The sequence below is a fragment of the Streptobacillus ratti genome (assembly GCF_001891165.1).
Lineage (GTDB): Bacteria > Fusobacteriota > Fusobacteriia > Fusobacteriales > Leptotrichiaceae > Streptobacillus > Streptobacillus ratti.
The window spans coordinates 1-12,130 of sequence record NZ_LKKW01000039.1 but is presented as its reverse complement, the minus strand read 5'-3'; the positions used below and the strand labels follow the sequence as shown (position 1 = coordinate 12,130).

The window sequence follows — 12,130 nt, the reverse complement described above, 5'->3', positions numbered from 1 at the left end:
ATTGTCCATTGATTTTATTGTAACTATTATTTCATTTAAATTTTTCCTTTTTAATATCAAATCTCCCTCTAAAACACCATTTTGTAAGTTTACCATTAATGGAGCTAATTTTCTTTTTTTAGCGTCTAATTCTTCTATTTCTTCTTTAGGTTTTTTACGACCATTTTCATAATAATGATAAAAAGCCTCATGTTGATTATGAAAAATAAGTTCACCTTTTATTCTACCATTATTTTCCATTATTCCAGTTAAAGACCTAACATGAAGTTTATATTCATTACCAACCTCTATATATCCAAAATTTTTAAAATTCATTTTTGGAGCAAAATATTCAAATCCAATTGTTTTCAACACAGCATTTTTTTCATTTAAAAAATTTCCTATATCATTTTCTATATTTTCAACATTATTAGAAGAATCAAAATCAACAACAAAAGCACCAGCATTTATTGTTCCAGAATTTACAAACATTCCTCTAGGACCACTACTAAAAACAATTGTTGTTCCCTTGCCCTTATCGTAATCAAATTTACCCTCATTCTTAAAATTTAAAATACCTTTATTATTAACAAGATATGTACCAGCATTACGTATTAATCCACTTTTCCTATTTATGAAACTAAAATTTCCGTCTCCCCTTATATCAATATCATGTTCTCCAGCACCTCCATATATTTCCCCCTCATTATCAAAAACAAATAATTTTTTAAATCCAACATCCAGAACTATAAAATCTCCTAAAACTTCCAATACTGCATTTTTTGAATTTTTAAAATACCCATATGTTGAATATAAGAAAGGTCCATGTTGTTTAGATTCAATTTTTCCATTATTTACCATAAATGATAATAAGCTCGCATTATAGTCCTGGCCTTCTGAAAGTAAAAGACTAGCATTATTTACAATTTTCAAACTATTTGGTCTTTCTTTATCTTTTGAATGTATTTTAAGTTCTCTAGGAATTTCTAAATTTTCATTAAATTCAAAACTTGCTTTTTCATCTTTTTTTAAAAGAATATCTCCTTTTGGATTTTTAACTGTTTTATCATAGTTAATTCCTTTTTCAATATCATATATTTTTTTAATATCCTCATTTATTCTTTCATCTATACTACTAGCATTTGCTAAAATTGATACTAAAAAAACAAAGGAAAATACATACCAACTTTTATTCATAACTCTTTCTCCCTTTTTTACCTTTTTTAAGTATATATTAGCAAGTATACCCCCCCCCCACGATATTTTGTCAATAGTTTCATGTGAAATTTTTATACATTTATTAATCTCTATACATTAATATTAATAATTATAGTAATAAATTATATATATTTTAAACATTAAAAATATCGTGGTATAATTATTTATAAAATGAAGAATGGAGATTTTTATGAACAAAACTAAATATAGTATATTATGTTTTTAATATAGTATTACTATGTTTTATATACACTCTAAATGGTAAAAATACATTAGATAATATGGTTAATATATTTATTACATCAATAGTATTATTTATTAATATCTATTTATTGTATTTAGAATTTTTTAAGATAAGAAATTCTATGAAATTTAAGAAAAAAGATTACTGGGAATTTTTTCTTTATGTTTTCTATCTACTTTCAGCTATGCTTTTATTATTTGGTATATATTTTAAAGAATTTTACACTATTGAACTAGGACTTTCCCTATATTTATTTGGAACATTTTTTGTTAATCAAGGAACTATATATTATAGCAACAAAATATTGATATTAGGTTTTTTAAAAATAGATATAGAAAATATTTCAAAAATCGAAATGGAAGATAAAAAAATAATTATCAAATATGATAATGGAACAGAAAGAAAAATAAAATTCATCTCTGAATTAAGTAGTAAAAGTTTCTTTGATTTTTTGAAAAATATTAAATTAACATAATTATTAAAATAATCAAATTGTCCTATCATCTTTAAAAAGGACAATTTTTTATTTTTTTACTATAAAACTTGTAATATTATGGTATAATCATATAAAATAAAGGGGTTGAGATTTTTATGAACAAAACAAAACTAAATATGGTATATTATGTTTTTAATATAGTATTACTATGTTTTCTATTTAATTTAAGTAATCTAAATAATTCAGATAATCTATCATGGATTGCATTATTATTCATCACTAATATCCATTTATTGTATTTAGAATTTTTTAAGATAAAACATTCTATGAAATTTAAGAAAAATAATTCTAGCGAAATTTTTCTTTATAGTTTCTATTTTCTTTCAGTTATATCTTTATTATCTGGTATATATTTTAATATATTTATATTTATTAGACTAGGTTTTTCCCTATATTTATTTGGAGTAATTTTTGCTAATAAAGGAACTATATATTATGATGAAAAAATATTAATATTAGGTTTTTTTAAAATAAATATAGACAATATTTCAGATGTTGAAATAAAAAATAGAAAAGTTATTATTAAATATAATAATGGACTAGAGAGAAAAATGTGGTTCTTTTTTAAGTCAAATGCTAAAAATTTATTTAATTTTTTGAAAAATAGTGAATTGGCATAGTTATTAGTATAATTAAAATGTCCTGTACATCACAGGACATTTTTTATTCTATTTTATTCTTTTTATTAATCTTTTAAGTCCTAAAAATATGACTTGTAAAAATGTTTTAGATTTAACCATTTTTGATTTATATATATAGTTGCTAATAGCTTTTAATGTCTTTTTATTATCCTTAGTAGAGAATGAAAATTTACCATTTCTCTTTGTGAATATGACAAACCTCGTTACCCATTTCTTAAAAATAACTTGAGCTGAAATATATTCAACTTCTTCCCAAGGTATTTGAATATAGTCATTAATATTTCTATCATTATAATATTCAAAAGATTTATTACCAACAAGAACTTTACCATAACTTATTATTCCAGAAAAAGAACTTGCATTTATAGTTAAATCTATTTTATTATTTAAAGATTCTATCATATTACATTATTCCAGCAACTCTTGCTAAAATTCCAACTGCAAATAATACTACTATTATAGAAATTGGAGATACTTTTTTCTTAAGTAACCAACAACATAATAAAGTTAATAATAATGCTGATACTCCTGGTATTAATGAATCTATATTTTGTTGTAATGTAGTAACTTTATCAACATTTAATCCAGCTGCTCCAAGAGAACTGTATTGCTCTAATGCTGACTTTATACCCTCTGTTCCACTAGGTAATGTATCCCAATTAATAAATGCTCCCTCAGCTTGTTTAACAACTGATACTACTGATTTAAATGATATGCTAACCCAACGTTGAACTAATCCACCTATTATAAACATACCTAATATAGATGCACCTTGAGTAATTTTTCCAAGTAATCCACCTGATAAGTCTTTAGTTATTTTAACTCCAACTTGATATCCAAATTCTTGTGTATACCATAAGAATGCAAAACGCATAATATTCCATACAAAGAAGAATAATAAAGGGCCTAATATACTTCCAGCTAATGCAAGAGAAGCTCCAAGTGCTCCAAGTATAGGTCTTGCTGTAAACCAGAATACTGGATCTCCAACTCCTGCTAAAGGTCCCATCATTCCTATTTTAACCCCTTGTATAGCTGCATCATCAACAGGAATACCATTTGCTCTTTCTTCTTCTAAAGCCAATGTAACTCCCATAACTGGTGCTGAAACATATGGGTGAGTATTATAGAACTCTAAATGACGTTCTAATGCTGCTATTTGATCTTCTTTTTTTGTATATAGTTTTTTAATCGCTGGTATAATAGAATAAGCCCAACCACCATTTTGCATACGTTCATAATTCCAAGAACCTTGAAGGAATTGATGACGCACAGCTACTTTAAAACGATCTTTTTTAGATAATGTTATTTTCTTTTCCATTTCAAATCCTCCAAATCCTAATAATCATTTAATATATCATCTAATGGATCACCTAAACTAGAACCATTACCTGAAGATACTGCTGCTTCTTTTAATCCTAAGTATATTAAAGCTAAACTTACACCTATTGCCCCAAGTGCAATTAGAGTTAATTGACTTATAGCAGCTAAACAGAACCCTATTATAAAGAAAGGCCAAACTTCTTTAGTTGACATCATATTGATAACCATAGCATATCCAACTGCTGCTATCATTCCTCCACCAACTGCCATTCCATCTGAAAGCCAACTTGGCATTGCTTGTAACATACTTGTAACTGCTGATGATGGAATTATACATAGTAATAATGCAGGTATTGCAATACGTGACCCTTGAATAAATAAAGCTAAAAATTGTAATATTTCTATTCTTCTAATATTCCCTTTTTTAGCAGCTCCGTCCATTAAGTGAACTATTGAAATTGAAATTGTACGAGCTATCATAGTTAAGAATAATCCTGCTACTGATAAAGGTATAGCAAGTGCTATTGCTGAGTTTATTGATCTAGTAATATCTGCTTCTCCTCCATTTAATCCTAAAACCATTATTATAGCTGATGCTACTGAAGCAAGTGCTGCATCTGGTGCTATTGCAGCTCCAACATTTGACCAACCTAATGCTATCATTTGTAATGAACCACCAAGAATAATACCCTCAGTTAAATGCCCTGTAACAAGACCAATTAATGTACATGCAACTAGTGGTTGGTGAAATTGGAATTGATCTAACACTCCCTCCATACCAGCTAAGAATGCAACTAAAACAACCAATAAAATTGTTATTATTGACATATTTATTCCTCCTGAATTATTTTAAAATTTTTCTTTAACTTTCTTTAGAATATATTCTATATTTTCTGGTGAATCAGAAGGAACTTTTCTAACGTCCATCTTAACACCTAAACTAATTAATTTTTCTAAAGTTTCTACATCTTTCATATCCATTGCTAAAGAAGTTGTTATAGCCACTTTACCTACAGAATGTGCCATAGAACCTATATTTAATTCTTCTATTTTCATACCTTTTTCTATAGCTTTTAAAGCATCTTGAGGTGTTTCAAATAAAAGCATAGCTTTTGTATTTCCAAAACGAGGATCTTTATCAACTTCTACCATTTTATCAATTGGCACTGTATTAGCTTTAACCCCTGGAGGTGCAGCTTCTGTTATCATAGTTTTTCTTAATGTATCTTTTGATACTGAATCTGAAACAACTATAATTCTATCTGGTTTAGTTGATTTTGTCCATGAAGTAGCAACTTGACCATGTAGTAATCTTGTATCAACCCTTGCTAATACATATGTAATCTTACCATTACCTAAATCTGTATTTAAATTTGCAACTTGTTTTCTAACTTTTTTAGGTTCAAGTTCTTCAGGTTTAACTTTAATTCCCTCTCTACCCTCATTTAAAATTTTTGATGCTAATTCATGTGCAGTAGCTACATCATCTCTAACATCTATAGCTTCTGCTAGTAATGGTAAATTAACCCCTGTTACTATAGCCCAATTTGGATATTCTGCCATTAAAGCATTTGCTTGATTAAATGGTGAACCTGACCATATATCAACTAAAACTAACACTTCATTTTGATTATCAAAAGATTTAGCAGCTTCTACAATCTTATTTCTTAAATCTTCTGGTCCTTCATTTGGATAGATACCCACAGCAGCTAAATTCTCAACATCTCCAAGTATCATTTTACTTGTTTCAAGAATACCACTTGCTAAATTACCATGGCTTGCTATAATAATTCCTATCATAATAATCTCCTTTCAATTTATATATTTATTCAAATTTTTTGAAGTGAAATTAAATATATTTACTTCAAAAACATTATAATATCTATTATATTACATAATTTTATGAATAACAAGAAAAAAGCAAAAAAAATATATTGAGTTTTTTAACTAAATTTTTTTTACTTGTATCCTACATTATGAAAGTATAAAAAATATATAATAATAAGTGGAAAATAAAACAAGCCCTCAATAGAGAGCTTATTTCATTTTATTTTTATGTAACAAATATGAATAAATTAGAATTAGGAAAAAAAGAAATAAACTAACAATGTATAAATAAGGTATAAATATAGATAAAATAGTTACTATTCCTGAAATCACAAATATTTTACCTCCAAATCTATGAGTTTTATTCCAATTTTCTTCATCATTTAAAGTCCAAGGTGTTTTAATTCCTATAGTATAGTTTTGCTTACATTTAGGTAAGTAATTTCCAACTATTATTAGAACTATCCCTACAAAAATCTTTACGATTTTTGGAACATCTATGTTATATCCCAAGGCTATTAATACAGTAAATATCATAATAAGATTAATAAATATAGGTGATATCCATAAGATATTTTTAAATAAAAAACTATTATTTCCCATTTTTTTAGGGTCTGCCTTAGCCATAAATATTGTAAAGATATTCATAACTGCAAAAAATATAGGCATACCAAATACAAATACTTTTTTAGAAGTATAACCATCAATTTCTCCACTAAAATTCCAATGTGTTGGTATCATTTCAGGTAACTTATCATATATCAATAAAACATAAGCTACAGGTAATAAACATAATAAAATTGAAATTAATATTTTTTTATTATTTAACATGCACATCATCTCCTCTAAAGTTATTAAACCATAAAATTAATTCTTCAAAAACTGATATGTTTAATTCATAATAAATATAGTTTTTGAATTTTGTTTCACGTATTAAATCTGCTTTTTTTAATAAATTTAAATGATATGAAACGGTTGGGGCAGATATATCAAATGAACTAGATATTTCTCCAGCATTCATTCTACCTTTTTTTAAAAGTAATAAAATTTCTCTTCTAATTGGATCTGAAAGAGCTTTAAATGTTTCTTTAAACATAATATCACCTCTATTTCTATATTTATCTAATTAGATTATACTCTAAATAGATATGAAAGTCAATAAAAAAGGTGAAAGTATTTAAATTTCTATCACCTTAAATTATTTTATTATAGACTTTTAAGATATTTAATTTCATCTTCTGTCATTTTTCTATATTTCCCAGTTTCTAATCCTTTAAGTGAAAGTTCTCCAACTTTTACTCTTGTTAAACTTCTAACTGTATAACCTAAAACTTCAAACATTTTTCTAATTTGTCTATTTCTTCCCTCATGTATAGCAACCCTTATTTCTCTTTTTGTTATTGCTTTAACTTTTGCTGGAAGAGTTCTTTGTCCCTCAATAACTACTCCATGTTTTAAAGCTTCTATATGATCATCAGTTATATCACTATCTATCTTTGCCACATAACTTTTGTATAGTTTTTTCTTAGGGTGCATAACATTATTATATATATCTCCGTCATTGCTAACTATTATTAACCCCTCTGTCATATAGTCTAACCTACCATAAGTAAATAATCTTTTTTTAGATTTAATTAAATTTACAGCAAGCACTCTTCCTTGTTTATCTTCATTAGAACATAATACTCTTTTAGGTTTGTTTAAGATATAGTATTCATATTCTCTTTTAACTGTAACCTTTTCTCCGTCTACTCTAACTATATCTCCGTCTTCTACCTCACTACCTATTATAGCGATGTTTTTATTAATAGTAACTCTACCATCAATAATTAATTCATCAGCTTTTCTCCTAGAACAAAATCCAGATTCAGCTATATACTTATTTATTCTCATTTTCTTCCTTTCCATTCATCAACCAGTTGCTTTTATCAAATTCTAGTAACTCCTCTTTATTCCCTATACCTAGATAAGCATAAAAATCATCAGTTACTTCATATAGATTAGGGTTACCTAAAGCTTTTTTTCTACCACTAACATATATTAACTTCTTATCAAGTAATATGGGTATAATATGATCTGCACCAGAACTTCTAATCTCTTCTATTTCAGATTTAGTTATAGGCCCTTTATACGCAATTATAGCTAAAACTTCAAAAGAAGATTTAGATAATTTTCTTAATTTAAGTTCTGGAGTGAAAAAATTTTTAATAAGTTCTCCTTTTAAAGCATTAGTCCTTAAAAATACTTCTTCATTTTCAAAACATACATTTATACCTTTTTCTTTATACTCATTAACTAATTCTTCTATAACTTTTTTCATATCATCTTCATTTACCTTAAAAAAAGATGATAATTCTGAAAGACTTATACTTTCTTTAGAGATAAATAAGATAGCTTCTAAATCTGATTTCATAGTTCCCCTTAATATTCATTAGTAGTTGGAATTAACATATTTTTGTATTTTACAAAATCTTGGAATATATTTGCAATTCCATTTATTACAGCATATATAGGTTCATTACATACTGTAACTTTTAACTTAAATTTTTCTTCTATTTTATTTTTTAATATTCTTATACTTGCTCCTCCACCAGATAAATATATCCCTGTTTCATATATATCAGCAGCTATTTCTGGTGTAATTTCTTCTATAACCTTATCTATTTCATATATTATATGATCTATACTCTTATTAATAGCATCATTAACTTCTTTAACAGAAATTTTAACTTCTTTAGGTATTCCTGTTACAGATTCAGCCCCTTTAATTTGATATAGTTCTTCTAAATCATCTGAATTAGTTGCAGAAATTTTTAAATCTTCTGCTGTTTTTTCCCCTATATTTAAATTAAAGTTTTCTCTAATATATTCAATAATATCTATATTTAATTGATCTCCTGCAGTTTTAATAGAATGTGTTTTTGCAGCTCCACCAGAAACTATAAAGGCTATTTCTGTAGTTCCACCACCTACATCAACTATTAAATGTCCCTTAGGTTCAAACATATCTATTCCAGCACCAACTGCTGCTGCTATTGGTTCTTCAATTAAATAAACTTCTTTTGCTCCAGCATCTTTAACTGCATCAACAACTGCACGTCTTTCAACTTGAGTAACTCCACTTGGAACACATATTATTACTCTATCATTATACAGTTCTCCTTTTTTAATTTTACTTAAAAAGATAGATAACATTTTCTCAGTAATTTCATAATCAGATATAACTCCATTTTTTAAAGGTCTTTTTACTTCCATATACCCAGGAGTTCTTCCCATTATTTCTTTAGCTTTCTTTCCAATAAATTCTATATTATCTTCCTTTTTAGTATTTACTGCAACATATGTTGGTTCATTTATTACTATATTTTCTCCCTTAACATAAAGAACAGTATTAGCCGTACCTAAATCTATTCCTATATCCTTAGTATTTTTATTTAAAATAAAAGTTTTTTTAAATTTCTTAATTAAATTTCTAAACATATTTTTCCTCTCTTTAATCTAACTCCGAATTTATATATCTATTTTGCTCATCAATAACACCATTATTTCTAAGTTCTTCACATAATTTTGATGCTCTATTAAATCCTGTACTTAACTCTCTTTGTAATAATGAAATAGATAATCTATCTATATTAGGTCTTTTAGCTATTTCAACTGCTTTTTCATAAAGTGGATCTCTATTATTACTACTTTGTTCTTCCTCGATTAATATTTCCTCATTATATATCGCTGTTTTCTTACTCTTAATAATATCTGTCAACTTATTAATTTCATCATCTGATATATATGCTCCTTGCACTCTTTCAAGTTTAGCCTTACCATTATCTAAGAATAGCATATCTCCCATACCAAGTAATTTTTCTGCTCCAACTTGATCTAAAATTGTTCTTGAATCTGTATTAGATCTTAAAGCAAATGATATTCTACTTGGAAGATTAGCTTTAATCATACCTGTTACTACATCAACAGACGGTCTTTGAGTAGCTACTATTAAATGTATACCTATAGCTCTTGCTTTTTGAGCAATTCTAGCTATAGATTGTTCTACACTATTTGAAGATACCATCATAAGGTCTGCTAACTCATCTATTATTATTACTATATATGGTAATTTTTCTTTAACATATTTCTTATTATATGCCTCTATATTTCTAAGCCCAAGACTTGCAAGTTTCTTGTATCTTTCTTCCATTTCATTTACTGCCCATTTAAGTGCTATAGATGCCATATTTGGATCTATAATAACAGGGGTTAATAAATGTGCTATCCCATTATATGGCATAAGTTCTACCATTTTAGGATCTACCATTATGAATTTAACTTCATCATCACTTTTTTTACTTATTAAAGATGAAATTATTGTATTAATACAAACTGATTTACCACTTCCTGTAGTTCCAGCTATTAATAAGTGAGGAAGTTTTGCAATATCTATTATCTTATTATTCCCAACTATATCCTTACCTAACACAACAGGTAATATACCTTGGTCAAGTTCTCTTGATTTAATTAGATTAGAAAAATACACTGGTTCTTTTATCTTATTTGGTGTTTCTATACCTATAGCATCTTTCCCAGGAATAGGAGCTTCTATTCTTATTCTTTCAGCCTTTAAGTACATAGCTATATCATCTTCAAGCTCAGTAACTTTTTTAACTCTTACATTTTTAGGTATTTTTATCTCATATCTTGTAATAGTTGGTCCAGTTCCGTAATCAACAACTTTTGCATCTACTCCAAAATTTCTTAATACTTCTTCTAAATTCTCTATGTTACTTTCTATTTCTTTTTTCATTTCAGATATTTTTTCAGGGTCCATACTCTTATCCTTAAATACTTCTGAAAGTGCAAGCTTTAATTCTTCTCTATCTATAGCTTGAACTGGTTTTTGAATAACTTCTTCTATAAACTTATCCTCAGTTTTATTTTCAATATGTTCTATAACATCTCTTGAAATATCTTTTTCCTGCATTTCTTCAATTTGATTTTCAACTTCTAAATCTTCTTGCATTTCATCAATTATTTCATTTATTGTTTCATTGTATATAGTATCTTCTTCTAAATCATCAATAGCTTTAGACATTTCTATTTGATTTTCATTTTTATTTAATGCCTCATAATTATCTTCTGCTATTTTTTTAAGTGCTTTTTTTTCTTGCTCTAATTTAGATTTTTCTATTTCATATTTTCTAATTTCAAGCATTCTATCATAATATCTATTCCACTCTTTTTGCTTAGCACTCAATTCTTTTTCACTATAATATTCTACTTCCTTATTTTCTTCAATTTTGTCTTCATCTAATTTCTTAAATATTTCATCATCTAACTTTTTATTAGTCTTATTTACAAAATAGTTTACAAAATTTTCTTCAAATTGTTTATCTTCTGCTTCTTGTAATCTTTTTTCATATGTTTTCTTTGCTTCAATTATTTTTTTCTTATTTAAATATTCATCACTTGAATAATAGTCTAAAGTGTTTGTTATATTTAAATATATTAATCTAATAGTTTTACCCATAGCAAAAAAAGATGTAATTAGAAACATTATAACAGTTAGAACAAAAAACCAAGTTTCATTTACTACAGAAAAGAAAGGTATAGAAGCTATAGCTCCTATTATTCCTCCACCTTTATACATAAAGGCATTTGATAATATTTCCTGTCCTGCATCAAACATTGTAGTTCCTGTTATTTTGCCTAAACTAAAAACAGTTAAGCTCATTGATAAAAATATAAAGGAAAGTATCCACATTATTTTTCTTATCAAAGGCATATAACTTATTCTTTTTCTATTTTTAATTGCAAAGAAATTAAATGCTATTACTAATAAAAGAAATATTGTTATTGTTTTACCAAAAACTATTTTTAAATTTACAACTATTAAACCTAAAAAAGTTTCTATAAAAGTGTCAGTAGATATGAATCTTTCCATTAATACTAATCCAAGCAAAAATATTGCTATGATTAATATAGTTGTATTTATCCATACACTAGGGTTGTTATTATTTATATTCTTATTTATATTCTTTTTACTTTTTTTATATTTAGACATTTTTCCCTCCTAAAATACATTACTTTAATTTTAACATATATACTGCATTTTTTAAAGTAAAAATGTTTTCTAAATTATATTTTGTTGTTTAGTTGTCAAACATATGTAACAAAATATTTAAAAAGTTTCTGTATAAGTGTGTAATTAACCACTTAGTCACCTTTTTTACATTTTTATTAATTTGTTAAACTATTTTGATACTCTCTTACTACCTCATTCGGACTCTTAAAGTTTAGTACTTTTCTCCTTATATTATTATATCTACTACAATACTTTTTTACTCCTCTTTTTAACTCCTCTATACTCCTAAATACTCTCCTTAAATAATACTTACTATCCTCCCTATGACT

Annotated in this window: 12 protein-coding genes and 1 pseudogene; 2 read left to right on the top strand and 11 right to left on the bottom strand. The window is 26.3% G+C overall.

Annotated elements, in window-relative coordinates; translation table 11 throughout:
• A pseudogene (locus BT993_RS06220) lies at window positions 1-1,176 on the bottom strand (hypothetical protein); the annotation flags it as partial.
• A gap of 386 nt (window positions 1,177-1,562) precedes the next feature.
• On the opposite strand from BT993_RS06220, the gene BT993_RS06215 reads away from it, so the two are divergent.
• Both BT993_RS06215 and BT993_RS06210 read left to right on the top strand, forming a co-directional pair.
• Window positions 1,563-1,916: a hypothetical protein gene (locus BT993_RS06215; RefSeq protein ID WP_244147561.1), complete on the top strand. Its 354-nt coding sequence runs from the start codon at window positions 1,563-1,565 to the stop codon at window positions 1,914-1,916.
• Window positions 1,917-2,203: 287 nt separating this feature from the next.
• Window positions 2,204-2,557, top strand: a complete 354-nt coding sequence (locus tag BT993_RS06210) for a hypothetical protein (protein ID WP_244147560.1) — start codon at window positions 2,204-2,206, stop codon at window positions 2,555-2,557.
• A 48-nt stretch (window positions 2,558-2,605) separates the two neighbouring features.
• Here BT993_RS06210 and BT993_RS06205 read toward each other — a convergent pair whose 3' ends face one another.
• The 10 genes from BT993_RS06205 to BT993_RS06160 all read right to left on the bottom strand — a co-directional run bounded on the left by BT993_RS06205 (window position 2,606) and on the right by BT993_RS06160 (window position 11,780).
• Entirely contained in the window at window positions 2,606-2,980 is a 375-nt protein-coding gene (locus BT993_RS06205) for a DUF956 family protein (protein WP_072593712.1), read from the bottom strand.
• 1 nt (window position 2,981) lies between these two features.
• The gene (locus BT993_RS06200; protein WP_072593711.1) at window positions 2,982-3,899 is read right to left on the bottom strand and encodes a PTS system mannose/fructose/sorbose family transporter subunit IID; all 918 of its coding nucleotides are present in this window, start codon (window positions 3,897-3,899) and stop codon (window positions 2,982-2,984) included.
• A 17-nt stretch (window positions 3,900-3,916) separates the two neighbouring features.
• Window positions 3,917-4,729: a PTS mannose/fructose/sorbose transporter subunit IIC gene (locus BT993_RS06195; protein ID WP_072593710.1), complete on the bottom strand. Its 813-nt coding sequence runs from the start codon at window positions 4,727-4,729 to the stop codon at window positions 3,917-3,919.
• A gap of 21 nt (window positions 4,730-4,750) precedes the next feature.
• A complete protein-coding gene (locus tag BT993_RS06190; RefSeq protein ID WP_072593709.1) occupies window positions 4,751-5,701 on the bottom strand; it encodes a mannose/fructose/sorbose PTS transporter subunit IIA in 951 nt (316 codons plus the stop codon).
• Between the two features lie 237 nt (window positions 5,702-5,938).
• Window positions 5,939-6,559 (bottom strand): SdpI family protein, encoded by a 621-nt coding sequence (locus BT993_RS06185; protein WP_072593708.1) that lies wholly within the window; start codon window positions 6,557-6,559, stop codon window positions 5,939-5,941.
• Window positions 6,549-6,824, bottom strand: a complete 276-nt coding sequence (locus BT993_RS06180; RefSeq protein ID WP_208600518.1) for an autorepressor SdpR family transcription factor — start codon at window positions 6,822-6,824, stop codon at window positions 6,549-6,551. Before BT993_RS06180 ends, BT993_RS06185 begins: the two co-directional genes overlap by 11 nt.
• A gap of 110 nt (window positions 6,825-6,934) precedes the next feature.
• Window positions 6,935-7,636, bottom strand: a complete 702-nt coding sequence (locus BT993_RS06175; protein ID WP_244147559.1) for a pseudouridine synthase — start codon at window positions 7,634-7,636, stop codon at window positions 6,935-6,937.
• Window positions 7,608-8,141, bottom strand: a complete 534-nt coding sequence (scpB, locus tag BT993_RS06170; protein WP_072593705.1) for an SMC-Scp complex subunit ScpB — start codon at window positions 8,139-8,141, stop codon at window positions 7,608-7,610. Before scpB ends, BT993_RS06175 begins: the two co-directional genes overlap by 29 nt.
• 8 nt (window positions 8,142-8,149) lie before the next feature.
• The gene (mreB, locus tag BT993_RS06165; protein ID WP_143604294.1) at window positions 8,150-9,208 is read right to left on the bottom strand and encodes a rod shape-determining protein; all 1,059 of its coding nucleotides are present in this window, start codon (window positions 9,206-9,208) and stop codon (window positions 8,150-8,152) included.
• A 13-nt stretch (window positions 9,209-9,221) separates the two neighbouring features.
• Window positions 9,222-11,780 (bottom strand): DNA translocase FtsK, encoded by a 2,559-nt coding sequence (locus BT993_RS06160; RefSeq protein ID WP_083557413.1) that lies wholly within the window; start codon window positions 11,778-11,780, stop codon window positions 9,222-9,224.
• Window positions 11,781-12,130: the final 350 nt, after the last annotated feature.

Excerpts from the sequence above, each read along its gene's own strand:
- BT993_RS06160 (WP_083557413.1), bottom strand. The coding sequence starts at position 11,780 with ATGTCTAAATATAAAAAAAGTAAAAAGAATATAAATAAGAATATAAAT.
- BT993_RS06180 (WP_208600518.1), bottom strand. The coding sequence starts at position 6,824 with ATGTTTAAAGAAACATTTAAAGCTCTTTCAGATCCAATTAGAAGAGAA.
- BT993_RS06195 (WP_072593710.1), bottom strand. The coding sequence starts at position 4,729 with ATGTCAATAATAACAATTTTATTGGTTGTTTTAGTTGCATTCTTAGCT.
- BT993_RS06205 (WP_072593712.1), bottom strand. The coding sequence starts at position 2,980 with ATGATAGAATCTTTAAATAATAAAATAGATTTAACTATAAATGCAAGT.
- BT993_RS06200 (WP_072593711.1), bottom strand. The coding sequence starts at position 3,899 with ATGGAAAAGAAAATAACATTATCTAAAAAAGATCGTTTTAAAGTAGCT.
- BT993_RS06210 (WP_244147560.1), top strand. The coding sequence starts at position 2,204 with ATGAAATTTAAGAAAAATAATTCTAGCGAAATTTTTCTTTATAGTTTC.
- BT993_RS06215 (WP_244147561.1), top strand. The coding sequence starts at position 1,563 with ATGAAATTTAAGAAAAAAGATTACTGGGAATTTTTTCTTTATGTTTTC.
- scpB (WP_072593705.1), bottom strand. The coding sequence starts at position 8,141 with ATGAAATCAGATTTAGAAGCTATCTTATTTATCTCTAAAGAAAGTATA.
- mreB (WP_143604294.1), bottom strand. The coding sequence starts at position 9,208 with ATGTTTAGAAATTTAATTAAGAAATTTAAAAAAACTTTTATTTTAAAT.
- BT993_RS06185 (WP_072593708.1), bottom strand. The coding sequence starts at position 6,559 with ATGTTAAATAATAAAAAAATATTAATTTCAATTTTATTATGTTTATTA.
- BT993_RS06175 (WP_244147559.1), bottom strand. The coding sequence starts at position 7,636 with ATGGAAAGGAAGAAAATGAGAATAAATAAGTATATAGCTGAATCTGGA.
- BT993_RS06190 (WP_072593709.1), bottom strand. The coding sequence starts at position 5,701 with ATGATAGGAATTATTATAGCAAGCCATGGTAATTTAGCAAGTGGTATT.